The organism is Paenibacillus sp. NAIST15-1, from assembly GCF_001894745.1.
GTDB classification, from domain to species: Bacteria; Bacillota; Bacilli; order Paenibacillales; family Paenibacillaceae; genus Paenibacillus_B; species Paenibacillus_B suaedae.
This window is the reverse complement of the sequence record NZ_BBYF01000001.1, coordinates 249,553-275,588: the sequence shown is the minus strand read 5'-3', so window position 1 is coordinate 275,588 and position 26,036 is coordinate 249,553. Positions and strand designations below refer to the sequence as shown.

Genomic DNA, 26,036 nt, shown 5'->3' with positions numbered 1-26,036 from the left:
GTATCTTGAAGCAAGGATGAGTGAGCATGGGGAAAATTGTACTCGTAACAGGCGGAGCACGCAGCGGGAAGAGTACGTTCGCTGAGCGACTATTTATGAAGTTGTCCCCGCAGGGCGGTACCTATGTTGCGACCGCTGAAGCTCATGACGAGGAGATGAAGGAGCGCATCCGGCTGCATCAGGCGAGTCGTGAGGCATCTGGATACGCGTGGAGCACAGTGAACCAGTCGCTGGATCTCCCGGGTTGGCTGAGTGGAGAGGAACAGCCGACAGTGCTCGTTGATTGCTTAACGATCTGGCTGTCCAATGAGCTTCTGCGTGCAGAGCAGGAGGATGAGGAACGGATGGAGGCACAGTTGGAGTGCCGTATTCGCGACATTCTGCATGCGCTTCAAGGTATTCAGCAGCGCGATGGTGTCGTCGTCATGGTTACGAATGAGGTTGGCAGCGGCGTTGTACCAGCCTACAAGCTTGGACGAGTATTCCGTGATGCAGCGGGCCGGCTAAATCAGCGAATAGCTGCACTTGCAGACGAAGTGTATTTGGTTACGGTTGGGATTCCGATAGAGCTCAAGAGCAGGATGGTTGAGCTATGAAGCAATATGTACATGCGTGTATTGCTGCCATGCAGTTCCTGACCCGCATTCCAATCCCGAAGGAAGTACCGTTCACGAATGAGGTGCTGAAGCGCAGCACCTTGTTCTTTCCCGTCGCGGGCGGAATAATTGGATTGATTGTGTGGGGAGCAGGAGCTGGGTTGACATTGCTGCTTCCGACAGGGCCAGCAGCGGCAGTAACGTTGGCGCTTATGCTTCTGCTTACAGGTGGACTGCATATGGACGGACTGATGGATACAGCGGACGGCATATTCAGCAGCCGATCCCGTGAGCGTATGCTGGAGATTATGAAGGACAGCCGTGTTGGGGCGATGGGGGTTATTGCATGCGTCCTGATGCTGCTTCTGAAATGGTCGTTGCTAACCGCATTATTTGACGCGAATGCCTGGAATGTCTGGATCGTCATTCCGTTCATCTGGTCGCGTGCCGCTATGGTATGGGCGATGACCAATGAACCGTATGCACGGGCTGAGTCTGGGTTGGGCAGTTATTTTCAAGGGCTCAACCGGAATCATGTGGCTGCAGCATATGGCTGTGCTTGGCTGCTGACCGCAGTGGCTGTTGGAGCTATGGCGCTTCCGATTAGAATCAGCTATCTGATGACGATGCCAGCGGGGATCATCTCGGGTTGGCCTTGGTGGCTGCTCATTGCTTCGCTGCTGTTAGGAGTTGCAGCGGCATGGGGAGTATCTCGATACCTGTCGAAGAAACTCGGTGGCCTGACAGGTGATACCTATGGCGCGTTGAATGAGTGTACAGAAATAGTGTTCATGCTGCTGCTGGTGCTCTTGTGTGGAATGAAAGGGTGAACGTGATATGGATGAACAGTTAAATAACAACGTTCCTGCTCAAGGAGATAAGATGTCCTTGACAGCGCTGGCCTCTGTTTCGGCTCAAGAAGAAGCCGGACAGAGGGAAGTCGGGAAGGTAGAGCATGAACGAAGCAAGCCCAGACGCGGACGGACAATTATGCTGCAGGGCACGGCTTCTGATGTGGGCAAAAGTGTTGTGACCACGGCGCTGTGCCGTATCTTGAAGCAGGACGGATATAAGGTGGCGCCGTTCAAGTCGCAAAATATGGCGTTGAATTCTTACGTTACGCCTGATGGCAAGGAGATCGGGCGCGCACAAGGTGTGCAAGCCGAAGCATGCGGGGTAATGGCAACGACGGATATGAATCCAGTGCTGCTGAAGCCCATGCAGGAGATGAGCTCCCAAGTCGTCGTTCACGGCAAGCCTTATCAAAATTTGAGCGCTCGCGATTATCGTTCTAGCTTCCTACCCGAGGCGAAGCGCATCGTCGTTGACGCGGTCAATAGGCTTCGCGATGAGTATGATATTGTTGTCATGGAGGGGGCAGGAAGCCCAGCGGAAATTAATCTCAAGCATAATGATATTGTGAACATGAACATGGCTGCCTGGGCAGATGCTCCAGTTATCCTCGTCGCGGATATTGACCGCGGCGGCGTATTCGCGTTCATCGTCGGGACATTGGAGCTGCTGGAGCCGCATGAACGAGAAAGGGTACACGGCATCATCATTAATAAATTCCGTGGTGATGTGTCGCTTCTGCAGCCGGGAATCGAATGGCTGGAGGAACGGACAGGCATCCCGGTACTTGGTGTGCTTCCTTACGCCAATGATCTCGATATTGAGGCAGAGGACTCTGTTGCTCTCGAACAGTGGAAAGGCAAGGCAGAACCGGAAAATGATCTGGATATTGCCATAATGGCGTTGCCCCATATCTCAAACTTTACCGATATTGATCCATTAATGGCTGAGCCTGATGTTCGCGTTCGATATGTGAGAAAGCCGGAGGAGCTGGGCAATCCCGATGCAATCGTCATTCCGGGGACCAAAAGTACAATGGCTGATCTAGAGTGGCTGCGCAGCACGGGATTGGCGGAAGCTGTTCAGCACTACGCAGCACAACATCTAGGGGCAGTCGCAGGTATCTGCGGCGGTTATCAGATGCTTGGCCAGCATTTATCTGATCCAGCAGGAGCTGAGGCGGAGGCAGGAGCGACCATGGAGGGATTAGGCTTACTCCCACTGGCTACGGAATTTGCCGCCGAGAAGCGAACTGAGCGGGTATCAGGTGTCGTGAGCGCATCGCAGCTCGTTGGAACACCCATGCACCAAGTTCCCGTTGAAGGATATGAGATTCATATGGGGCGTTCTACGATCACGACACATACATGCACCGGCATTGAAGCTGAGCCCCTATTCAGGCTTGATGGCGATGGGGGAACAGATGGCTGTGTAACGGAATCAGGACGTCTATTTGGAACGTATATGCACGGTGTTTTTCATAATGATGCCTTTCGCAGGGGCTGGTTGAACGGGCTGCGTCTCAAGCAAGGGCTCAACCCTATCCCGACGATACTGAATTATAATGCGAAGCGTGAGGATGCATTTGATCGGCTGGCTGACTTGGTGCGGAGCAACTTGCAGATGGATGTGCTGTATCGTATTCTTCAAGTAGATAAACCAGAGGATAGTGTATAGCTGAGGGATTCGAAGGAGCAATCGGACACAGCAGCAGGAGAAGGATGGGAAAGCACGAATTTGAAATGATTTCCCTATCGCCTTCTGCTCTTGCCTCGACGTACTAAAGACATTACAATCAAGGGAGTTCGGGACATGGTTACGAGGTCCTTCTTTTTTTGCATAAGGCTACGATGGCTGTTGATTTGTTCATACAATGATTCGAGACATTGTACGGAGCAATTCATGGGAAGGGCGTTTCGAAGCTTCCTTGATAGGGTACTGAATTTATTACGATGCGCTTTATAAGTACTGTACAGGTGCTGCATTGCTTGATGCACTGCTGATGGACATCGGAAGCATGATCCATTGCTGCTGTACAACTGCTTAGCAGGCGAGAGAGGATTTGCGTGTATGCTTACGATACTGATTGCCATTTTCACGATCCAAATCGTATATGTCTCCTTTTTTACGCTGCGGATGATTCTGACGTTGAAGGGGCAGCGCTACTTGGCTGCAACGATCAGTACGGTAGAAATTATTATTTACGTGCTCGGCTTGAATATGGTGCTGAAGTACTTGAACGAGCCAATTAGTCTGATTGTGTATGCCGCTGGTTACGGAATTGGTGTCCTCGTTGGGTCATGGATCGAGGATAAAATTGCGCTTGGGTATGTCGTACTGAAGGTAATTGTCAACAACCCGCACAGTGAGCTTCCGAATCATTTGCGCGATCACGGCTATGGAGTAACGACATGGATCGGCAGCGGCCGAGACGGCGAACGCTTAATGCTCGAAGTGCTGTCACGGCGCAAAAATCGGAATAAGCTCCAGGCTTCAATCCTCGATATGGAGCCGAAGGCTTTTATTATTACATCTGAACCATCACAGCTGCATGGCGGCTTCTGGACAAAGGTGACCCGGCGTTAAGTCGCAGTGTGCCTTTGTCTTTTTTTCTTGGGTACGTATTAACAGTGCTGTTTATTGGCTATATTGGGTATATCGCTTAACACTAATGAAGATAATAAAACCGTCCTTTTTGCGAGGGCGGTTTTTTTGTTGTTTTTACTTATGTGGCAGTGGTTAATGTATACTTATAAGTCTAACTTATATATAGATTTTTCATAGGTCTACATAACAGGAAAATGCATGAAAGTTTACATGAAAAAATATATATGTAATAATAAACATAGTTGTTTTCATCGTTTTCATAACCATGAAATATATTATCTAATCTTATAAAAGAGGTGAGCGATGCATGATTCAATTCCAGCATGTGAATAAGGTGTATGAGGATGGCTTTCAGGCGTTGAAGGACATCAATCTTGAGTTCAAGAAGGGAGAGCTAACCGTTCTTATTGGACCGAGTGGCTGCGGGAAGTCGACCACAATGAAGATGATTAATCGTCTCATGACTCCTTCCAGCGGCACCATTCTCATTGACGGCAAAGACGTGTCGTCGCAGAACCCCGTAGAACTCCGCCGCAACATTGGCTATGTTATTCAAAATATCGGTTTATTTCCCCATATGACGATTGGGAACAACATTGCAGTTGTCCCACGGTTGAATAAGTGGGAGAAAGAGAAGATCGACCCTAGAGTCGACGAACTGATGCGTCTTGTTAATCTAGATCCGGAAATTTACCGCAACCGGTATCCTTCTGAGTTGAGCGGCGGCCAGCAGCAGCGTATAGGTGTGGCGCGCGCTTTTGCAGCAGATCCAGATGTTATCCTGATGGATGAACCGTTCAGTGCGCTTGACCCGATCAGTCGTGAGCAATTGCAGGATGAATTGATTCGGTTGCAGCAGGATTTCAACAAGACCATTATTTTCGTTACACATGATATGGATGAAGCGATCAAAATCGCGGATACCATCGTACTCATGAAAGATGGAGTGGTCGTGCAAACAGGCTCTCCGGAAGCGATTCTCCGGCATCCGGCGAATGATTTCGTTCGTACCTTCATTGGACAGAAGCGTCTCGAGAGCGAGTCACCAATTGAGATTCCTACTGTAGATGAGGTAATGGTGACAACACCAGCGACGGCATTCCCGAACCGCGGTCTTGCTGAAGCGATTAAAATGATGGAGCATCGCAAGGTAGACTCCTTGTTCATCGTAGATCGTGCCAAAAAGCTTCAAGGCATCGTGTCGATCTACAACGTACTCGATCAATACGGCGAGGAAGGCAAGACGGTCAAGGATGTCATGAAACCAATTGGCTATTCGGTACCAGCGGGAACGCCGCTGCCAGATGCCTTGAACATCATGAATGATCATCGCTTGACGAATTTAGCGGTGATCGACAATGCGGGAACCCTTGTAGGACTCATTACGCGGGGGAGCGTCGTCAAGCACTTGTCCGAGGTATATCCAGCTGTCGTCGATAAGCTGGCCAAAGCATATGCGGAGGAGGCGTAACGGATGATGAATGAATGGTGGGCATTCTTTCAGGAGCGCGGTGCCGACATCGTTACGGCACTCCGTGAACATTTGACGATTACAGCAGCTTCCGTGCTGCTTGGCTGCTTGGTTGCAATTCCATTAGGAATCCTGCTCGTCTACAATCGCGTGAAATGGGTGAACAGCATCGTGTTCTTCGGCGCGAACTTGTTGCAGACGATTCCGAGCTTGGCATTGCTTGCTATTCTGATCCCGCTGATGGGGATCGGGATGAAGCCTGCGATTATTGCTTTGTTCTTGTACTCCATTATGCCGATTCTGCGCAATACGTACGATGGCTTCGAGTCGGTTGACCGCGGTGTGCTGGAATCTGCTCGAGGTATGGGGTACGACACGATGCAGCGCATTCTTCGCATACAGCTCCCTTTGGCACTTCCTTATATCATGTCGGGGATACGAATTACGACGGTATATATTATCAGTTGGGCCACGCTTGCAGCACTGATCGGTGCAGGTGGTCTTGGACAGCTTATCGTATCCGGTCTTGGCGTGAATAAGCCGGAATTGATCGTTGCGGGAGCTGTTGGAGCCATCGTACTTGCATTCGTCATTGACGCATTGCTGGGCTGGCTTGAACGAGCACTGACACGCCGTTTCGGACGGACGAGCAGCATGGCCGCATAAATTGCCGTACGTGAACGGGGTGGACAGTCGGATAAATGTACTAGGGAAATTGGTTTAATTGTTTGTCTGCTGCTAATCGCGGTCAGACAGATGAGAGTTACCGATAGTTTGGAGTTAGCTGTAAATGGTAGACTGACGACCTTCCGGGAGATGGTTGTCAAATTTTCATGTACAGCTGTGCTAACGTCTGAATAAGGGAGGACACGCATATGAAAATGCGATACAAATGGGCTGCTGGCGGTAGTGCACTTATGCTGGTGATGACATTATTGTTGTCCGCGTGCGGAGCCGATAACCGGATAGTCATCGGCACCCAGACATTTTCAGAAACAAAGATTATTGCAGAAATGTATAAGGCGCTTATTGAGGATCGTACAAATATTAAAGTTAAAGTGCTGCCGGATCTGGCGGCAAGTCCCGTTGTCATTAATGCGATGAAGAAGAACGAGGTGCAGATGGCGACCTTGTATTCGGGTGAGATTTTCAACAACCACTTCCCTGTGAAGGAAACGAAAGATCGCGGGGAAGTGTTGAAGCAGGCCCAAGAGGGCTTTGATAAATATTTTGATTTCAAATGGTATGAACCGCTTGGCTTTGAAAATACGTATGCATTCACGATCCAGAAGAAGCTCGCGGATGAGAAGGGGTATAAGGCGATTTCGGATGTAGCGAAGGATGCTGACAAGCTGCGGCTTGGTGTCGATACGACATGGCTGGAACGCGATGCGGATGGATACAAGGGATTTCAACGAACCTACGGCTTCGCCTTCGGCAAGGAGTTCCCGATGGAAATGAGCCTTGTGTATGAGGCGGTGGCGAACAATCAGGTAGATATCGTGCTTGCGTATTCGACGGATTCGCGGTTGAAAGCATACAACCTGACAACAATTCAGGATGACAAACAGTTCTTCCCGCCTTATGATGCATCGCCAGTGATTCGCAAGGATGTGCTGGAGAAGCATCCGGAGCTGAATGACGTGATCGGACTGCTTCTGGGAACGCTCGATGAGAAGACGATGATTGACCTCAATTATCAGGTGGATATTGAGAAGAAGAGCGAACGGGAAGTTGCGGTTGATTATTTGAAACAAGTCGGCCTATTGCAGGGCGAATGAAAGGGGGATATGGATGAGTAACTACGAATGGTCAATTGCAGATTTACTGTCTTACATGGGAAGGAACAGCGGCATGCTGTGGGAGTATTTTGTGACGCACGTGATGATGGTGATAGGCGGCATTGTTCTGGCGCTCGCGATTGGTATCCCTCTCGGTGTGCTCTGCTCCAAGAATGAGAAGCTGGCCAAGTTCATTCTGGCCGTGACAAGCATGCTGCAGGTCGTACCGAGTCTGGCGCTGCTTGTGCTGTTAATGCTCGTATTTGGACTTGGAACGACGACCGTGGTCGTTGGCTTGTTATTGTATTCCTTGAACCCGATCGTACGCAATACGTATGTCGGCTTGAAGCAGGTGAACGGCAGCTACGTGGAAGCCGGACGAGGGCTCGGGATGAGCTCTTTGCAGTTGCTGTTCAAGGTAAGATTTCCACTTGCGCTGCCCTATGTTATTTCTGGGCTTCGCATCGCGGCTGTCATTGCAATCGGGGTTGCCACCATTGCTCCACTTGTTGGTGGCGACGGACTAGGAAGAGAGATCTATTCCGGCTTGAACGGACAGAACCCGCTCCGACTGTACGCAGGTGCGATCCCTGCGGCGTTGCTCGCTATTGTTGCTGATATCATATTCGGTGTGCTGCAGCGCAAGCTTAATTTCGCTCATCGGACTTCGAATTCAGGATCCAAGCAAGGTGCCGCGTCTTCGAAGTAAGGCACACGCACGAAAAGTAAATTTATACGCTACATGCTGCGAGGCATAATCGAGAAGGAAGCACCGGGAATCGGTGCTTCTTTTTATGGACTGATCCAACTGACAGGACGATGTGGCACGAAGAGTTAGGATGTGAACAAAACATGAATATCTTTGTATTATTGTTACATTTTGGAATATTTGCGTTATACTCAAAATGAACAGGGTTGCTTTTACGGGCGAGCTTGTAAGCAGCAGCGAGTCAGATCAACCGGAAGCAAGAACGCCCCATATCAATGACTTGATCGGGGGAAAGCAAAAATGGGACAAGCATTGCTTCAATTGTACTCCAATGTACAGAATGCGAATTTAGAGATGCAGGAAGATGTTTATTATCAATTTCGCAAGCTTGTATATGCAGACATTTATGCCATCGTTCAAGATCACTCTTTAACGGAGGATGTCATTCAAGAAGCCTCGATGAAGGTGCTGGCTAATGTCCATCGTGTGCAGCATCCTGCCGCTATACGATCATGGGTCAAACAAGTCGCGCGCCATGCTGCGTTAGATGTTCTTCGCAAAAATAAAAGCCACTATATCCAACCAACTGAGTCCATGATTCACATGGCGAACCCAACCTCACTTTCTACGGAACCAGATATATCGATTGAAGTAGAGAATAAAATGCGAGATTCCTTGCTGCATCAGGCGATATGGGAATTGAAGTCTCACTACCGAGGCCTGCTTCATATGCACTATTTTGAAAATAAATCGTATAAGGAGATGTCCAAGGAGTTGCACTTATCCGAGCAAGTGATCAGCCAACGTCTGGCCAGAGCGCGGAATAAGCTGCGACAGCAATTTTCAAAGAAATGGTCGTAAGGTTGCATTCGGGATGTCATGATATTTTTCGTTAGAAAAATCATCGTGGATGCGTCTTTAGTAATAAGACCTTCCGTTCCTCCCAATTACAAGGTCTCATACAATGACGAGAAAGGGGTAAGTCCACGATGAAGAAAAAGTTTTCAATCGTAACGGTGCTAAGCCTCGTCCTGCTGCTTGTCTTTCAAATGAGTGTAGTGTCTGCAGCCGAAGACAAACTCTCAGAGACGCTGCCGGCAACCATGCAAGAGAATGAATTATCTCTGCAAGCCACAATGGATCATGCGGAGCCTGTTACACAACTCATGAAAGCCGCTCCTGCGGAAGGCTTAGACGGCACTTTGGAACATACGATTATAACTCCCATAAATTTGAATGATGCCGAGGCAATATTGCCTCAATCAAGCGCCTTGCGCACATTGGCAGAGCCATCCAACACGGTGACGACCGCCACATATAGCGGGGTTATCCCGAAGGAAGGAGAAGCGGTTCATTTATATCCGATATATGTGAAGCCTGGCGACGTACTTCAGGTACAGCTGGATCCACCATTGTCTCCTCAGTTGAACTACGATTTGTATTTATATGAATTCGATATGACGACAGGCAATCTCAATACGACACCAATCGATTACTCGATTTACGGAACATATATGAATAATTACGCCAACGGAACACGCACGTTATCAGAAAACGTCGGCACCAAAAACACGACGTCTGGAGATAAAGCGTATCTCATCGAGGTTCATGCCAAGCAGGGCGGAAGCATTAATGATCCGTTTAACGTCACACTTGCCATCAGCTCAGAATACGACGCCTATGAGACGGATGAAAATGCATTTCACGCCTACGGATTTACGGTAAACACATCTGGGTCATCATTGAACACACGCTCTATCAGCTCACCTATTGATAATGATTGGTTCGCTATCACTGTACCGGAAAATCGCAATTATGACGCTTTGAATCTCACGCTGGATGCCGCCTCAACAAGCAAAGGATATAAGGTTGAGGTGTATGGTGCTTATGAAGGCAATCAGATGAAGCTATTGTCGTCTCCGGCAGATCAAAATGTACGAATCGGAACCGGATCGTTCTATGTTCGCGTCTACACGACTGGCCAATACGACAATAGCAATTATACGTTGACGGTGAGACCGGTGCTGCGTGCAGATAAAATTGTCATTACCGGATTTAATTCGAAGGAAGGCCCGAATGATTATCCTACTTACCGCTACGGCAAGCATTTCCGTGCCAAAGATACGCTCACAGTATACGGCAGGGTGAGCACCTCTGATAATTATGCGGTAGCTAATGCGAAGGTGGATGTTCTGTGGTTGAATGAGAATTGGACAGAGGGAAGCGGCAATCGTACTCGTACTGCTTCCGTCTATACAGATGTGAATGGGAACTTTACGGCTACACTCGGACTACCGGCTTCAACAGGAAGTATTGCTGAATTCTTATCAGGGCCGATTAATTTTACGCATTACTATGATTTAAGTGGTGTGAACGTCCAAGTCTCCGAACGTCCGAACGTAAATGCAACTGACATCATCTATCACTTCGCATATAGCTTATACGGAGGAAGAAGTTAGTTCTTTACGACGAGGGTAAGCGCAATGATTACCGGTTTGTCTTAATCTTTAATATAAGTAAGCAGCACAAAGCCTCCAATCTCGCCTGCAAGCGTATTGGGGGCTTTGCTGTATCGTTTGGGCTTATGGTTTCTTACTGACTTTGGAAGTAGGTGTAAATTGTTGCCTGACATAGGTCGATATAGGGTGTAGAATCCTGAAATATCCATCTCTGATTCACGATATGTTATACGATGATTCCATCATGCAGGAGGCAGGTCATGAAAATAAACAGTGTACAAATTTCGCCGAAGCTGTATGACAGCAACGGACAAATGAGCAAGCAGACGAGAACAGTTACCGGCATAATGAATGACGTCAAGCACGACTCCGTTGAAATCAGCCCGACCGGACGGCAGCTAGCTGTCGGAGCTATTGAACATCACGTTGGTTCTTACTATGGCAATGCGGATATCCATGAATCCTTGCAGCGCATATTGGAAGGGAAATCCCCCGAAGTTAGGAAAGCCGTCTATACGATTATAGAATCCAATCTTGCTCCTGGCGGATCTGTGCCTGATGAAGTTGATCGTTCCGCCTTGCAGGAACTTGGGCTGACCCAAGCCAAGTATGTTGCACGGCATTATTTTGGCGATGAAGAGGGTTCCGAATTGCTGAGCACGCTCAATAACATAGCTGTGCTGTCCCGAAATTCGTCAGATGGAACGGCAGTTGGGGCAAATCCATACAGGGAACCCACGCCAAAACCAGTTGGAGCCCCTGACGACTATGTCAATATTACGGATTTGATGAAACGTTTTGCGCCTGAAAGCCACCAACAGATGGAGGAAGCTATCATCAATGGTGGTGACTGGTTTGGTGTTCTGATGAAGTTTGCACAGCAAATCCCGCAAAATAAGGAATGGATGAAGAAGTATCGAGAGGAAATGGATGCTGCTAAGAAAGAGGCCTTGCCTATAAAACTAGATAGCCGATTTGATAAAGCGAACCTGATGGATATGCGAACATTTAGTAAGGATATTCATCAAATGCTGCAGCAATTGCCGAGAATCGATCGTGAAACAATGGATCGGAATAACGCCTATTTTGCACATATAATTGGACATACGGTGGCATCGAAAAATTGAATTATTGACGCAGAGTCGCGCTTTTAGGGGAATATAAGCTGCGGCTCTTTTTTTATATATGCCGAAATAATAACACATTTTTTTCAATTTCATATGTCAATGTTGACACAATGTAGAGTTGAGGATTACACTAGAAAGAGAGCCATGTCGTCTAAAAGCTTTGACATGGATGAACGGGCGTATTAGAAATTGATTATAGAAAGCTGTGATGTATGTCTATGGAAGAACAAGGTCAACCTATGATGACCAACCGTATGTTTTGGAGTATTATTTTCGCTATATTTTTCGGCAACTTCTTGGCTGTATTAAGTACGAATACTGTCAATATTGCGCTGCCTGTCATGATGAATCATTTCAATACCGATCTGACGACTATCCAATGGGTATTGACGGGATTTATGCTGGCAACAGGGATTATTGCTCCTGCTGTTGGATATTTGGGCAACCGATTCAGTACGAAGCGGTTGTATGTATTTGCCCTTAGTGGGTTTGTGATTTGCTCGATATTGTGTGCAATCTCTTGGAGCGAATGGAGCCTAATCGTCTTCCGAGTCCTGCAAGGGATGTTCAGCGGCATTATTATGCCAACGACGATGTCGGTCGTCTATCAAGTGATTCCCCGTGAACGGCAAGCGATGGCGATAAGCCTGTGGGGCTTGTCTGCTATGCTCGCACCCGCAGTAGGGCCGACACTCGCCGGATTGATTGTCCATGTTGGGGATTGGCATTGGCTGTTCTGGATGAATGTGCCGATTGGATTGATTGCGATTGTGTCAGTGCTGCGCTACATTCCGATGTATCGTATTTCGAGTGGAGAAACGTTCGATAAACTTGGTTTCTTCTCCGTCGCAATGGGCAGTCTGTTACTGCTGCTTGCCTTCGGCAATTTGTCCAATTGGGGATGGGGCTCCTGGAAGACAATTGGCTGCATCATTGTCGGCACAGTTATCTTAATTGCATTCGTTCGCCGCTCACTTCGCATTGAGCATCCGTTGCTGAATTTCCGAGTGTTCCGGTATAAACGATTTGCCTTCAGCATGATCCTCGTTACGATCATTACCATTAGCTTGTATGCGGGCGCGTTATTAACGCCGTTATTTCTGCAGCGGGTACAGGGTTCCTCGACGCTTGTATCAGGTTTAGTTCTCCTTCCTGCATCAGCGCTTATGGCTTTCGTGATGCCGTTCACAGGACGCTGGTATGAACGGTTCGGTCCAGTGAAACTGATCACTACCGGTCTGCTGCTGATGGTGATTGGTACGTACGAGCTGGGACGATTGCAGGTAGATACGCCTCACAGCTACATTACGCTGTGGATGGCAGTTCGCAACGTAGGGATTGCTCTTGCCAATACTCCGATTTTGAATGCAGGCATGTCTGCAATTCCGCGGGAGCTGTCTGGGTACGGATCTTCGATCAACAGCTGGCTGCGTCAAGGGATGGCAAGTTTGTCTATCGGCCTGTTTACGTCCTTGCTGGCTGTACGCGCGCTTCATCATGCAGGGGATCTGCATGGCGTGATCGCCGACGCGACATTGCTGAAAAATACAGCATTCACGATGAGTATCAATGAGGTGAACATGATCAGCATGGTCATGACCTTGATCGGCTTGCCATTCGTCTATTGGCTTGGGAAGACGCAGGGGAAAGTTGCTCCGGAAAAACCAGTTTTTGAGGGAAACTAAAATCTATCATAATAATTGAATAATAGAATGATAGCAGAGCCAACTGAAATGAGTAGGCTCTGCTTTTTTATAAAGAAGTACGAAATGATAGTTTACTAAAGCTAAAGAAAGTATTATTATGATGATATAAAAAGGGGTGGATGACGATGGGGAAAATGTCGGAGCATTTGGATTATGAAATAACAGATAGTAAATCTCGCTTAAAATCGGTACAAGAAATCATTTCAAATTATGATGAAGATATCGTGCGTTATTTTGACGAAGTATATAACCCGCATATCGGTCAACATGGGATGTTAAGTGACAGCAGCAGGGTAGCGAAGGACTTAGAATCGTTAGCAAATTATTTGCTTTATACTCAAGATAGTGATGCTGCCTCCGATACAATTACGGCATATCGAAAAAAGCGAAACCAAATTCGTGAGTCTGCCATCGAAAAAATAATTGTGGTCGAGGAGTCAAAAAAAGAATCGAGTCGTTCCATTATCAAAATTTCAAAACTAAAGGTTCTTAAGGAGGATCGATTAGTATATGCAGAGCTAAAAGAAACGGGTAAAACCATTGAGCAGATTGATAAGCTCATAAAAACGAGAACAGATTCGAAGGGGCTGCAAATGCCAGCAACAGAGATCAAAAAACTAAAATGGATTCGGACAGACATTCAAAAGGACGAAATTGCAGTAAAAAATGAACTTAAGCAATACATTAGATTCAATAAAATCAGCAAAATAGAAAAAGATAACAACCAACTTTCCTATATTCGATTTGACGATATTGAGATTGTTCGAACACTGTTTGAATGCTATACGGAGTTGAAAGAGAAGTCATACGAAGATACTCACGGATATTTAAAGCTAGTGATGCTTAATTTTGAAGAATTAATGGATCATACCGTAATGAAGAACTACATGAAGGATGTATTCATGTGGAAAATCGAAGGTTGCACACATGACATCATGATTGAGCGGTTAAATCAAAAATATCAATTAAAAATGACCAAACCTGCACTTAGTAAAATGACAAGGGATACGATTCCATCTATGCTCGTAGAAACATATAAACAAAGTAAAGAAGATTGGCTATATACATATATATTGCGTGGAAAATATAAGACATGCAACTGTTGCAGGCAGAGCTATATTGCGAGTACAAAATACTTCAGTCCTATGAAAAACTCGAAATCAGGACTTCGTTCGATTTGTAAACAATGTCGTAAATCCAAATATAGAGAGTCATGTCATACTACAAAAGCAAAATAAAGTACTATATTATATGAGGAGTATGGTGATTTCTGTGAAGAATTATTTCTTATTAATTATTTTATTGTCTGCGTATATGAATAGGAGCGAGATGAAGAACAATGGAGAGTCTTGATTTAAAACTGAAATTATTAGGAGGAAGGCCGATTTATGCAAAGAATTTTGGTGACATCTATCCGTTGAAAATAAGAGACATTATTGATGTAGGATATTCAGAATACATGAAATATTTAAACATGATTGCGTTAGATAATAGCAATCTCCTGAAGGAGGCACCGGAACATATGGATACGCTTGAGCTATTGTTATTGGGAGGTGGGGATGAGATTGTTGATCTTCTCTTGCAGTCAGTTTCCTTCTTTCTCAGAGCTGAAGTGTACCCGGATAAGGAAAACGTAGGCTTAATCGTTACAATGACTGATGGAGAGACACGTCAAATTAATAAAATGAATTATAAAGAGATTCAGGAAATAATTAAATGGCAAAATTACATCAATCATTTTGATGACAAAAAGGGAAAAGAGTTCGATCCGGCAGATGAAGAAACTAAAAATTTAAAAGAACAAATGGATAAGCTGGCAAAACAACGAGATGAACTAAAGCGGCGGAAAAATAGACTAGATGATGAAGATAACGCCGATTTAGATTTCTTTGATATCCTCGCAGCCATTACCTCTAAATCATATAGTATCAATGAAATTAACATGCTGGACTTAACGGTGTTCCAAGTGTATAGGAAGTTCAAGCGGCTTGAGATTATCGATCAGTATGATATTAGTATTCAATCGATGCTGGCAGGGGCCCAGAATGTTCAGCTTCGTCATTGGTCAAGTAGAGATAATTAAGGGGAAAATAGGATTGGAGAATAGAATAACCAAAAAACAATAAATCACTTAGCAAATGTGACTATTAAGAATGTAAGCAACTCAAACATAACTTATTAAGGAGAGGATTTATTATGGCACGATTTGGAGTTAAAGAGGTAGCAGATGTAATGTTCTACAATTTGTTGACGAATAAGGCAGAATTGTACTTGGATACATTGAAGCTATCTAATCTGGAAAATACGGCAGAAAGCAGCTTTGCCACTGGCGGTAAAGGCGGAAGCCGTCTTGTAGGTTGGGATTTCGGTCGTACAGCTACATTTAATATCCAGGACGCACTGTTGAATCCAAAATCCATTGCGATGCAAACAGGCACTGAGCTGGAGAAACGCACGGAGATGATTTATGAGCGTGTGGTAGCAGTGGCAACTGACGGCGGTTCGAATATTTCGAAAATTGTTCTTGAAGAAAAGGCAGATAAAGATTCTGTTCAAATCTGCTTCTCTGAAGATGGCTATAGCCAAGGAAAAGAAGTGCCAACGGCATCAATCACAGTAACGGACAAGGAAATTACGGTTCCATCCAGTGACCTGCCAGTTGGTCAAAAGGTTATTGTATACTTTACTTACCAAACAACGAGTGACGCAGAAGTTCTTACGATTAAGTCCGATAAGTTCAGCGGCTACTATCGTATCGTTGGTAAAACGGTATGGCGTTCTGAAACGACAGGTAAGGATGAGAAAGTTCAAATCGTCATTCCGAAAGCGAAAATCGGTTCCGAGTTTACATTGACTATGCAGCCTGATGGAGATCCATCCGTATTCGATATGAAATTGGATGTATTTAAAGATCCAGCAAGCACAGACATGGTTAAGATTGTTCGTTATAACAAAAACTAAATAAAGTATCAATCGAAGGCGAGAAGGGTTCTCCTTCTCGCCTTTTTTTTCGAATTTTAATAAAATGAACATTTTATTTATAAATTGATGATTCAGGAGTGAGCACAAATGGCAAAGCGAGTAAAAAACTTAAATTATGAGCTGATTACACAAATGAATGAGAAGTTCAACGAAACGAAAAAGGTTGTCGTTACGATTGACATTGGGGAAAAGGCTCAGCAGTTTGGCTTAGAAATTTGTAAATATTTTAGTCCCGCCAAAATGGATTCCTGCATTACAGAACTGATCGATAAGCTTGACCAAGCTAAATTGCAAGATAAGGAGAAGTATGAACAAATTATCGTTCCGTATTTGATGTTTTTAACGGTGAAGCATTTTACGACATTAGAGCTTCCTTCTACATTTAGCGAGCAGCTTCAAGCCATTGAAACCATGATTAATACAGGGACTCTTTTTCAGATTTATATGAATTTTGAGGAGAAAGAACTCGAAAGATTGTCTGGTACCCTACGAAGTGCAATCGATAATTTCCATGCAAATGCTAAAGAATTTGAAGAACTGAAAGAGAAAATGAAAACACAGTTAGTGGATAAAAGCCTAATGGAATAAAGAACAGGGGATAGTCAGTTGTCTAGCAGAAAATATATACGGTACGTAACAAAAGAGAAGTTAGAAAAGGTAGCGAACGAAAATAAACATTATGTGAGTTGTTATTTTACATATAAAAGTCTTAGTGAATCCTCCCAATTAAGTTACTTATCTGATTTTAATCAATGGTTGGTTTTTTTACATGACAGAGTTGAAAAAGGAATAATGTCGGAAGAGGATATATTGAAATGTTTGAATGCCGAGAATGGGATCGACAGAATGATATCACTAATTGAGGATTTTATTTCGTTTTGCATTATGGAGCTAGGAAATAATGAGCGAAGAATTCAACGAAGATTAAGTTCGATGTCGTCCTTCTTCTTGTATTTGTTGAAGGAGCGAAAAATTCGTTCTAATCCGCTTGATTATATTGAACGTCAAACTAAATAAAAGGAGTAGATCCAAATGAAACTAAAGAATGCCGAGATTGAGCCCCTAATTACCTTTTTGATGGGCTTCGAATTAACAGGACAGAAATCGCGAATGCGAACTAGATTCGTGAAAGTATTAATGGAGCGCCATAAGCTAATTCAAGAAGAGCATGCGGAATTGATTCGCGAGTTCGCTAAGCTGGACAGCAACGGGGAACCAGTCATCATCGAATCGAACGGTCAGCAAATGTATGATGTGCCTGATCGCGAAGGCTTCCAGGATGAGTATTTTCTATTGTTAAATGAAAATTTTGTTATTGAGCAAAATACAGAGCGTAAAGAAATGCTGCTCTTTATAAAAGAATTAATTTTAGAGTGCGATAAGACTTTTAAAGGTAGCGAGGCCTTGGAATATGACAGATGGTGCGATATTGCGGAGATGATTACGTATGAGTGATATGGGTGAGGGGTGCGAAGAGCACTCCTTTTTCTTTTATGTACTGAAAAGGGGTGTTAGATGATGACGAATGATCAGACAATTTTATTAGGCGTAGATATGAAAAATGCTGAAAAAGATATAAAAAAACTGATCGCGAACATAAGCAAAAAGTATAAATTTAAGCTGGAGCTTATTATCCAGAACAAAGATAGTGTTATTCGCGAAGTAAATAGCATACAAAAATTAATCGCCTCGATTGGCAAGATCGATATCGACTACGGGCTTGGCAAGGCCGGTGAAGAAATCAATAAGTTAAAAAGATCGATCAAGGAACTGTCGAAAATCGATGTTGCGAAAGTAGGAAAGGAATTTGTAAGACAGCAAAAAGAAGCCAAGCGCCAAACGGATGAGTTAGTGGGGGCATATGCTCAATTGCTGAAAATGCAATCAATAGCTGCTCAAAACCAACCCGCTATGGTGGTTAACGAGAAAAATGAAGCTAGTGTGCAAGGTACGGGGACAAAGGCATCTTCTTCGAAGGATAGTAAAGCAAAAAAGGAAGAATCAATTCCAGATAAGCTAGCTGCTGCAATGAATGGCATTCCGTCATGGCAACGCGCGTCCGAGTCATTTGAATTTTCGTTCAAGTTCGGCGATCAGATGAAGAAGGGACTTGAGCAAGTCGTTGAACTTGATAGGGCCATGATCGACCTGAAGAGCACGTCCGGGGCAAGCTCGCAAGAACTGGATGCGTTTAAAGACCGTGCCTTTGGAATCAGCAAAGAAATGGGTGTTGCTTCAGCTTCCGTAGTAAGAGCAACGGCAGAGTTCCAAAAGCTAGGCTACAGTTTGGAACAGTCAACGGCGTTAAGTGAAGATAGTATGCTGCTGTCCAAGGTAGGCGGCATGGGCATTGGAGACGCGAGCGCGAGCATCATAGCCGTATTGCGCGGCTTCGACATTGAAGTCGATAAATACGGAAACAATGTTCGCAGCGTCGTTGATATGTTTACGGCGGTTAAGAATAATTACTCCATCACGTCAGAAGGCTTGGGCAGCGCGTTGAAAGATTCGTCTTCTGATCTGAAAAAGGCCGGCAATACGGTTCAGCAATCCATTGGAATGATTACGGCGGCGAATATTGATCTAAAAGATCCGGAAAAAGCCGGAGAGGGACTAAAAACCATTGCATCAAGATTGCAGGGGCTCTCTGAGAGCGGCGAAAAAGTAAGGGGTGTCGTTCCGCAAATCGAAAAATCATTTGCGTCCCTCAATGAGAAATACAAGTTGATGGGCAGCGGCGCTCTGAATCTAATGAAAGAGGATCAAACGACCTTTAAGTCTACCTATGAGATCTTCCAAAGTCTCTCTCAGGTCTGGGACAAATTGTCGAAGGAAGAGAAAGTGGACGTTTCCAGCAAAATTGGCGGGGATCAGAACGAGGTCGTATCCTCCATCATGGAGAATTGGAGCAAGGCCAAGGGAGCAACCGAAACAGCTATGAGCTCAGCCGGATCGGCGGCTCAAGCATTCAATAAACATTCGGATAGCTTCGAGGCGCGTATCGGGAAGTTGCAGACCTCTCTTTCTGAATTTTGGAATACGTTCAGCAATTCAGAAGCCATTAAAGGCATTGTTTCTGGGTTAACAACAGTAGTAGAATTTCTTACAAAAGTAACAGAAACATTGGGCTCTCTTCCTATTGCAACCGTTTTTGCTGGGTTTGCTGGTCCCTTAAAAGGGCTCTTGGCAGACGGGGGAGGGCTATTGGCTTTATTCCTCAAAGTAGGAAAAGGTATAGCGAGATTTGTCCCTTATGCGGCTGTCCTTCTAACGATTGGGGGAGCAGTACAAGGTCTGTTTAACATTATCAACAAACCAGAGAAAGATCGAAAAGAAAGATTAAAATTCCTCGATGAGGATATCGAAAGAATTAAAAAGTTTAAAGAGAATTATGACAGTATTTTTGACGGCGAAAATATGGATGTAGACACTCTGGAATCCCTGCAAGGGAAGGGGAAATACAGAACCGGAGACGAAGAAGCGCTATATCTAAAAACCATTGATCAAATCAAAACAAAGATGCCTCAACTTATTTCCCATTATGACCAATACGGAAATGCCGTGATAAAAAGTGCGGATGCAATAAAGAGATTGCGTCAGGAAGAAGAGAGTAGAGAATTAAAAGATAACAAAGAGAAACTCGACTTGAAGTTAAAAGATGGGGATTTTGGAGAGCTAGATAAACAGTTAACACAAATCAAAGCTAAGAAAGACCAGATTTTCAGGAAATCATTGGGGTTGGACTATGCGAAAGTAACACGTGACTTCGTACAGAACGATGTCAAGGACTCAGATTTTAATAATAAGGAAGAACTTAAAAAAGCATTTGACAAAAAATTAAAAGATACGTATGGATGGGAAGTTCCACAGACTGATGAAACTTATCGTGAATTAAATGATACTTTGGCTAATTCTTGGACAAAAGAATCTGCCCTTGGATATATTGATATCCAAATAATAGAGCGATTAAAAGATGCCAAAGAAAACTATGAAAAAGAAAAAAATGTCTTAAAGGAAAGCATCAAAAATGGATCTGCTGATTTAAATGAAGCTGTCGGTCTAGCTTTTACCAATTATATACAATCCAATCAGATCCCGGTTGATTCTAATAAATTTTTATTTCTTGATCAACTGAAAGAAAGTTTTTTAAATGACATTTCGTATTTTGGGAGTTCAACTGAAGAGGCAGTACAAAAACTGCCTGAGTATTTTAATAGTGCGCTAGATAAAGTCAAAGCTAAGAAAATTACCGTCGATAAGTTAATGAACTTTGATGGACAACAATCAGAGTCAATGTTGGGGATTATTGATGAAATAAAAAAACAAATCTTCTCTGCGGATAATGAAAGTCCTCTTCTTGGAGTACTTGATCAGTTAAAAATAAAGCATGCGGAAGCTGTAGAGACAATTAACAGTAAGAAAATTGAACCAATAAGCAAAGAAGTTATTGATTCAGCTATTACCCAATACACCAATGATATGCAAGAATTGGACGCTGCCTATCGACAGTTAGCAGACGGCCAAAAATTGTCGTCAGATACTATAGAAGCATTAACTCTAAAATATCCTGACTTTATTGAAAAAATGAAAACTGAAAATGGCCAGATAGATTTAACAAAAGAAAATATTAAACAGCTTTCTAAAGAGCGAGAGAAAGAATTTAAAAGTGATCTGGAAAACAAAAAGAAACAAGAAATTGCATCTATTAATAGGGCACGGGTAGCTATTAAAACTATGCAAGAGGAAATTAATGCATTGAAAATTTTCTCGAACTTAAATAAAAAAAACTACGATGATGCAAAACGCGATTTTGATAACCTGAAAAATAGGAAAAAGAACAGGGAAAAGGTATCCGTAGAAGAAGAAACTAGAATTAATATTAATTACGCCAAAGCTGTAAAAGCCATAGATGATGAAAAGGATTTGGGGATTAAAGACAAGGAAGAAGCAATAAAAGCAGCCGAAGCAGGCTTTGCACAGAGCCTTAATAATCTTGATCGTTTAGATGCCGAAATCAATAAAACACGGTCTTCTGGTGTAGGGGGGGGAGGCAAAGGAACTGGAACTGCTGACCCGAAACCCGAACTTCAAGATGCCATCTATGTGGTAGATAAATATAAGGAAAGCATTGATAAACTCAACCGTTCTATTGAAGAACAACAAAGAATTCAGGAAAAGTATAGTACGTGGTCTTACGAGCACCGAAAGGCGCTTAGCGATGAAATTAGATTGTCTGGAGAAAAGAAAAAAACGATTGATGATGAAATTAGCTCTTTAAACGAACAAATCAAGCAAAAACAAATTAAGAAAACCGGCTATATGACCGTCGATAAAGATAAAAATGCAAATAAAACGAAACAAGCGATTGCAGCGGAAATTGAGCAAGAGGTGGCCCAAGCGAAAGATAGGCTCAATGATTTGAAATCTCAATCGTCGGAAATGGAATCAAATATCAACAATTTAAGTCGCAAGTTAGTCGACGCAACGGCTTCCCTATATAACATCAAAAGAGAAGAATTGACCGATGACATTGCATATCAAGACTATGCAATGAATCTCTACGATCGAACCACGCAAGGATACCGGGATCATGCCGCTGAAAAAGCCAGACTATTGGGAGTTCAGAAAAAGCTTCATGAGGAAGAATTGGCATACTATCAAAAACAACTGCAAAACAAAGATTTAAACCCGATAGACAAGAAAGATATAGAGGAAAACATCCGAAAGAGCAAAAATGATATTTTGCAAAAAGATGCGGAAATAAACCAAATCAATACTGATATTGCCAACTCCGTCATCGACAAGCATCTGTACCGCATGAACGACGAGAGCAAAAAATATGCCAAAAGCATTCAGCAACTAGAGGATAATATTCGCTATGACGTGGATAAAGAAGATGGGGATTATGCGAAGCATATCGGATATTTACAACAAATCGCTGGCTTGCGCAAGGGTGAGGCCAATGATATTAAAAACAATATTAAATTCCTCAAGTCGCAGTTGGAGTTAAATAAAAACAACAAAGATATCGTGGAGCGTTTGACCGATGAAATCGAGAAACAAGAGGATAAGCTGCAGGATACAGAACGGTCGGTTAAGGATCTGAATGGCAGCGTAAAAGACATTTACGAAAAAGCAGCTGATCAATATGTAGAGCTGTACAAAGAAAAACTCGAACTCTTGAAAAAAGCGGACGAGGAACATTATCGAATAAAGCTTGAACAAGAAAAACAGGCTCATGAGAATCGGATGAAGCAAATCGATAAAGAGCTCAAGGCTTTGCAGGATGCCTACGATCAACAAATGAAGATGCTTGATCGCACGGAATCCACGCGGACCTATGAAAATGATTTGTCCAAAAAACAAGACGAAATAACGGATCTCAAAAAACAAATCGACTTGTTATCCATGGATGATTCCTATGAAGCGAAAAGTCAAAAAGCCGACTTAATCAAGCAATTGACCGAGAAAGAACAGGAGTTGTCCGAATATCAGCATAATCGGGAAATCGAGCTCCGCAAGAATAACCTGGAGGACGAACTGAACTCGGAGCAAGAAAAGCTGGACAGCAAAAAAGAAAAGATGGAAGAGGAATACAACAACACGGTCAAATTGTTGGAACAGAAGGCGGAGGAACGGCAAAAGTTCTGGGAAAATGAACTGAACAACGAACAAAAATTTGCCGATATGCGCAAGCAAGTATATGAAGGCAACTTCAATGAAATGCTTGAAACCGTCAACACTTGGTCTGGAGAAGTCGATTCCAAATTCAATGAACTTGGACAAACGGTTACGGAGAATTTCACCGATAAAGTAAAGGAAGCAATTCGTGAACTCAACAAATTAAATGACTCAAAGCTTGGTTCCATGGGTTCAATCGTCAACGATGCGAATCCCCATAACCTCGACGGAAGTAATAAACCTACCGCAGGCCTCCCAGACAACAGCTTACTATCCACGAAAGACAAAATCACTGAAATGATATCCAACAGTAAGAAGTGGAAACTGACCACTGATGAAAAGGAAAGAAAAAGATTAGAGGAAGAGAACAGAAAGCTAGGAAAAGAAATAGGTGCAGTATACAAGTATGGGACATGGTATAAGGACGGAAAGCCTCTGCACCAATTCGATACAGGCGGCTATACGGGGGATTGGAACGGGAATTCAGGTAAATTAGCGCTGTTGGATAAAAAAGAACTCGTATTAAACGCCGAGCAGACAAAGCACATTTTGGACACGGCTCGTATCGTGGAACAAATTCGATCGGCTGTGCCTAGCTTCCCTATTGCTAATTTCATGCCGGCATCCATTCCGACTGTCGTGCCAGTTCCAGCCAATGAGCAGCATGAATACCACATTGAAGTGAATGTGAATGGAAATGCAGACCGGAATACGGCCGATATCGTGGCTACGGAGATTGTGAACAAACTCAAGCGTACTAGAGGGGGGAGATTTTAATGCTGGAAGGCGTTCATTTTTATTATGACGGCATCTATTCCGTCGATATGGGGTTATTGAATTGCAAACTAGACGGAGGTATGTTCGAGGAGAGCTTGCTGCCGTCAAGAAGCATTATCGAGAAAAAAGTAAGCGGCAGACATAAACCGTATTTTCAGGCAATCGAATTAAGCCCGCTCGAATTTAATCTCACATTTGCCTTTGAATTTCATTATGACGAACGGCGTATCCGAGAAGTTGCCCGTTGGCTGTCACAGCCTTACTATAAACCTTTCTATACCGTCGATAATCCAAACCGGGTATTTTATTGCATGCCGGATGGAGACGTGAATCTCATTCATAATGGATTGAAGCAAGGCTACATTAACTTGAAGATGAGATGCGATGGTCCATACTCCTATACGCCCAAGACTTTGAAGGAAAAGATGATGTTCGACGGCACAAAACTGACAAAAACGATTCAGGAAAACACTTTTACTAATGGGATGGGTACACAGCAAAATATCGAAATCGTCAACGGAGCTTTGCAGGTAAAGAGCGGAAGCACGACATGGCTACAATATACAGGAATGAAATGGAGTGATCTATGATGATACAGACAAAGAAGATGGGGTTAAAAAAGCCGCAAGTATCGGATCAGGTCGATCAAACTATCGCATGGTTGGCCGATAATTTCCAAGTGATCGATAATCATTTTGAAGAGCTAATATCCGACGCAGCAACTCACCCCGAGATGGGTGAGTTTTTTCATGCAGGGAAGAAGTTTTGGAATAAGAATGCATCGCGCGGCGATTTCGCAGGTTGGGTAAATGTGCGGGAAGGCGTATTTGCGCCCTCATGGCAGAAGCAGTATTCCTATGCGGCAGGCAACAAGGTGAAAGCCTCTCCGGATAATGGTCATTATTATGAATGCATCATTGGCGGTACAAGCGGAATGAAGCAGCCAACATTCCCGACTACATCAGGAAGTCTGGTATATGATCTGTACGGACATACGGCATGGAAGCCATCTTACCATTATAAGCTAGATGAAATCGTCGTCGCTACGAATGGCGATATGAGCTATTACTATAAATGCATCATTGAAGGGGCTTCGGACTCCGTCGAACCTGCCTGGACCAATATTAGCGGCTCCACGATTGTCGACGGCAGCGTACACTGGTATGTGTATAAGACCGTTCAATGGAAAGAGATGGGGTCTAGCTGCGAATTCGTGCCGTTCGGCACAATCGGCAATTACAAGGGTGAAGCAACGATTGAGACAGTAGGCACCATTCAAATGGGAAAATGGAAAGCGGATACCATTGAGCTGGCTTATGGAGGTACCGGAGCTACAGATGCAGACGGAGCAAGACGAAGCTTGGGCGCAACCGGGAAATATTCGAAAACGATCGGGGACGGTCTTTCTACGACCTACACGATCAAGCATTCATTAAATACTCGGGATGTAGTTGTCATGGTACGGGAGGCGGAATCTCCGTTTGCGGCGATAGAGGCCCAAATGAATATGATAGATGAGAATAGTGTTATTTTAACATTTCCATCCGTACCTGCCGTCAACCAATACCGAGTTACCGTCATTGGTTAAATAAGCATAAGCTGCCTTCGGGCAGCTTATTTTTACTATCTAAGGAGGTTAGGGTATGCCAAGCTGGCTTGATTTATATATACCGAAGGGGGTTTATGTTTCGCGAGTGTTCGATGTCGGTTCTCATTACGAAACGTATATTCAAGATTTGAAGGTTCAATATGAACGTCATGACGGGACGGTCGATGTATTTATAAGACTGTCCTATGATTCTACAAACTGGACGGAGTGGATCAAACTGAACGAGGCTGCTTTCAATGAGCGGGATTTGTTCAGAGACAGTTACTATGATATGGAACAATGTTCCCTACAATACAAAGTCGTGCTGCGAAAAGAAGGTACGAAGAGCCCCGAATTTCGCGGTATCTCGTTCTCCCTGCTCGGCTCATACTTGTTAAATAATACGGGAGACGTCTCCTGCAAACCGGAACTGTGGATTACGAAGCGCAATGGAGCCGGCACGATTAAGCTTACGAACGAAACGAACGGCCAGACATTACTATTGGCGGATTTGAACGAAAATGAGCAGGTATATATCGATTGCGAGAATGAAGATATTGTGTCCGACTTGCCGCTCGTATACCGCTATGATAAGCATAATAACGTATTTCTCGAGCTGGAAGTCGGGGAAAATCTGCTGACTGGCGAAGGCGGATTTGAACTGACGATCAGACATGAATATAAAACCTTGCAAGGATAA

The 26,036-nt window shown here is 44.1% G+C and carries 21 protein-coding genes; all 21 read left to right on the top strand.

The window, feature by feature from the left end; translation table 11 throughout:
- Positions 1–26 precede the first annotated feature (26 nt).
- The 21 genes from cobU (at position 27) to PBN151_RS31685 (ending at position 26,036) form a co-directional block, all read left to right on the top strand.
- Positions 27–596, top strand: a complete 570-nt coding sequence (cobU, locus tag PBN151_RS01245; protein WP_072727338.1) for a bifunctional adenosylcobinamide kinase/adenosylcobinamide-phosphate guanylyltransferase — start codon at positions 27–29, stop codon at positions 594–596.
- Positions 593–1,426, top strand: coding sequence for an adenosylcobinamide-GDP ribazoletransferase (gene cobS, locus PBN151_RS01240; protein WP_072727337.1), 834 nt, complete (start codon positions 593–595; stop codon positions 1,424–1,426). Before cobU ends, cobS begins: the two co-directional genes overlap by 4 nt.
- 7 nt (positions 1,427–1,433) lie before the next feature.
- Entirely contained in the window at positions 1,434–3,125 is a 1,692-nt protein-coding gene (locus tag PBN151_RS01235; protein ID WP_370510390.1) for a cobyric acid synthase, read from the top strand.
- A gap of 393 nt (positions 3,126–3,518) precedes the next feature.
- Entirely contained in the window at positions 3,519–4,034 is a 516-nt protein-coding gene (locus PBN151_RS01230; protein ID WP_021256341.1) for a DUF2179 domain-containing protein, read from the top strand.
- Positions 4,035–4,362: 328 nt separating this feature from the next.
- A complete protein-coding gene (locus PBN151_RS01225; protein ID WP_021256340.1) occupies positions 4,363–5,526 on the top strand; it encodes an ABC transporter ATP-binding protein in 1,164 nt (387 codons plus the stop codon).
- 6 nt (positions 5,527–5,532) lie between these two features.
- Positions 5,533–6,192, top strand: a complete 660-nt coding sequence (locus PBN151_RS01220; RefSeq protein WP_028531715.1) for an ABC transporter permease — start codon at positions 5,533–5,535, stop codon at positions 6,190–6,192.
- Positions 6,193–6,401: 209 nt separating this feature from the next.
- Entirely contained in the window at positions 6,402–7,307 is a 906-nt protein-coding gene (locus tag PBN151_RS01215; RefSeq protein WP_072727336.1) for a glycine betaine ABC transporter substrate-binding protein, read from the top strand.
- A gap of 13 nt (positions 7,308–7,320) precedes the next feature.
- Entirely contained in the window at positions 7,321–8,016 is a 696-nt protein-coding gene (locus tag PBN151_RS01210) for an ABC transporter permease (RefSeq protein WP_072727335.1), read from the top strand.
- A gap of 300 nt (positions 8,017–8,316) precedes the next feature.
- Positions 8,317–8,877 carry an RNA polymerase sigma factor gene (locus tag PBN151_RS01205; protein ID WP_072727334.1) on the top strand — a complete coding sequence of 187 codons (561 nt, stop codon included), beginning with the start codon at positions 8,317–8,319 and terminating at the stop codon, positions 8,875–8,877.
- Positions 8,878–9,005: 128 nt separating this feature from the next.
- Positions 9,006–10,475: a hypothetical protein gene (locus tag PBN151_RS01200; protein ID WP_072727333.1), complete on the top strand. Its 1,470-nt coding sequence runs from the start codon at positions 9,006–9,008 to the stop codon at positions 10,473–10,475.
- Between the two features lie 260 nt (positions 10,476–10,735).
- Entirely contained in the window at positions 10,736–11,602 is an 867-nt protein-coding gene (locus tag PBN151_RS01195) for a hypothetical protein (protein ID WP_072727332.1), read from the top strand.
- A 254-nt stretch (positions 11,603–11,856) separates the two neighbouring features.
- Complete coding sequence (locus PBN151_RS01190; RefSeq protein ID WP_227774269.1) at positions 11,857–13,287, top strand: MDR family MFS transporter; 1,431 nt, start codon at positions 11,857–11,859, stop codon at positions 13,285–13,287.
- A 146-nt stretch (positions 13,288–13,433) separates the two neighbouring features.
- Positions 13,434–14,546, top strand: a complete 1,113-nt coding sequence (locus PBN151_RS01185; protein ID WP_072727330.1) for a hypothetical protein — start codon at positions 13,434–13,436, stop codon at positions 14,544–14,546.
- A gap of 101 nt (positions 14,547–14,647) precedes the next feature.
- The gene (locus PBN151_RS01180) at positions 14,648–15,391 is read left to right on the top strand and encodes a hypothetical protein (protein ID WP_072727329.1); all 744 of its coding nucleotides are present in this window, start codon (positions 14,648–14,650) and stop codon (positions 15,389–15,391) included.
- A 113-nt stretch (positions 15,392–15,504) separates the two neighbouring features.
- A complete protein-coding gene (locus PBN151_RS01175; protein WP_072727328.1) occupies positions 15,505–16,269 on the top strand; it encodes a hypothetical protein in 765 nt (254 codons plus the stop codon).
- Between the two features lie 108 nt (positions 16,270–16,377).
- On the top strand, positions 16,378–16,878 hold the full coding sequence (locus PBN151_RS01170; RefSeq protein WP_072727327.1) for a hypothetical protein: 501 nt from the start codon (positions 16,378–16,380) through the stop codon (positions 16,876–16,878).
- Between the two features lie 444 nt (positions 16,879–17,322).
- On the top strand, positions 17,323–17,745 hold the full coding sequence (locus PBN151_RS01160) for a hypothetical protein (RefSeq protein ID WP_072727325.1): 423 nt from the start codon (positions 17,323–17,325) through the stop codon (positions 17,743–17,745).
- 60 nt (positions 17,746–17,805) lie between these two features.
- Positions 17,806–23,748, top strand: coding sequence for a phage tail tape measure protein (locus PBN151_RS30195; RefSeq protein ID WP_083544765.1), 5,943 nt, complete (start codon positions 17,806–17,808; stop codon positions 23,746–23,748).
- On the top strand, positions 23,748–24,338 hold the full coding sequence (locus PBN151_RS01145) for a phage tail domain-containing protein (RefSeq protein ID WP_072727324.1): 591 nt from the start codon (positions 23,748–23,750) through the stop codon (positions 24,336–24,338). The genes PBN151_RS30195 and PBN151_RS01145 overlap by 1 nt, the downstream gene beginning before the upstream one ends.
- Complete coding sequence (locus PBN151_RS01140) at positions 24,335–25,336, top strand: hypothetical protein (protein WP_139295250.1); 1,002 nt, start codon at positions 24,335–24,337, stop codon at positions 25,334–25,336. The genes PBN151_RS01145 and PBN151_RS01140 overlap by 4 nt, the downstream gene beginning before the upstream one ends.
- A gap of 55 nt (positions 25,337–25,391) precedes the next feature.
- Positions 25,392–26,036, top strand: a complete 645-nt coding sequence (locus tag PBN151_RS31685; RefSeq protein ID WP_227774267.1) for a phage tail family protein — start codon at positions 25,392–25,394, stop codon at positions 26,034–26,036.

Coding starts and splice junctions, on each gene's coding strand:
- PBN151_RS01200 (WP_072727333.1), top strand. CDS start 9,006: ATGAAGAAAAAGTTTTCAATCGTAACGGTGCTAAGCCTCGTCCTGCTG.
- PBN151_RS01205 (WP_072727334.1), top strand. CDS start 8,317: ATGGGACAAGCATTGCTTCAATTGTACTCCAATGTACAGAATGCGAAT.
- PBN151_RS01215 (WP_072727336.1), top strand. CDS start 6,402: ATGAAAATGCGATACAAATGGGCTGCTGGCGGTAGTGCACTTATGCTG.
- PBN151_RS01235 (WP_370510390.1), top strand. CDS start 1,434: ATGGATGAACAGTTAAATAACAACGTTCCTGCTCAAGGAGATAAGATG.
- PBN151_RS01225 (WP_021256340.1), top strand. CDS start 4,363: ATGATTCAATTCCAGCATGTGAATAAGGTGTATGAGGATGGCTTTCAG.
- PBN151_RS01175 (WP_072727328.1), top strand. CDS start 15,505: ATGGCACGATTTGGAGTTAAAGAGGTAGCAGATGTAATGTTCTACAAT.
- PBN151_RS01160 (WP_072727325.1), top strand. CDS start 17,323: ATGAAACTAAAGAATGCCGAGATTGAGCCCCTAATTACCTTTTTGATG.
- PBN151_RS01230 (WP_021256341.1), top strand. CDS start 3,519: ATGCTTACGATACTGATTGCCATTTTCACGATCCAAATCGTATATGTC.
- cobU (WP_072727338.1), top strand. CDS start 27: ATGGGGAAAATTGTACTCGTAACAGGCGGAGCACGCAGCGGGAAGAGT.
- cobS (WP_072727337.1), top strand. CDS start 593: ATGAAGCAATATGTACATGCGTGTATTGCTGCCATGCAGTTCCTGACC.
- PBN151_RS01170 (WP_072727327.1), top strand. CDS start 16,378: ATGGCAAAGCGAGTAAAAAACTTAAATTATGAGCTGATTACACAAATG.
- PBN151_RS31685 (WP_227774267.1), top strand. CDS start 25,392: ATGCCAAGCTGGCTTGATTTATATATACCGAAGGGGGTTTATGTTTCG.
- PBN151_RS01145 (WP_072727324.1), top strand. CDS start 23,748: ATGCTGGAAGGCGTTCATTTTTATTATGACGGCATCTATTCCGTCGAT.
- PBN151_RS01195 (WP_072727332.1), top strand. CDS start 10,736: ATGAAAATAAACAGTGTACAAATTTCGCCGAAGCTGTATGACAGCAAC.
- PBN151_RS01180 (WP_072727329.1), top strand. CDS start 14,648: ATGGAGAGTCTTGATTTAAAACTGAAATTATTAGGAGGAAGGCCGATT.
- PBN151_RS30195 (WP_083544765.1), top strand. CDS start 17,806: ATGATGACGAATGATCAGACAATTTTATTAGGCGTAGATATGAAAAAT.
- PBN151_RS01140 (WP_139295250.1), top strand. CDS start 24,335: ATGATGATACAGACAAAGAAGATGGGGTTAAAAAAGCCGCAAGTATCG.
- PBN151_RS01210 (WP_072727335.1), top strand. CDS start 7,321: ATGAGTAACTACGAATGGTCAATTGCAGATTTACTGTCTTACATGGGA.
- PBN151_RS01190 (WP_227774269.1), top strand. CDS start 11,857: ATGTTTTGGAGTATTATTTTCGCTATATTTTTCGGCAACTTCTTGGCT.
- PBN151_RS01185 (WP_072727330.1), top strand. CDS start 13,434: ATGGGGAAAATGTCGGAGCATTTGGATTATGAAATAACAGATAGTAAA.
- PBN151_RS01220 (WP_028531715.1), top strand. CDS start 5,533: ATGAATGAATGGTGGGCATTCTTTCAGGAGCGCGGTGCCGACATCGTT.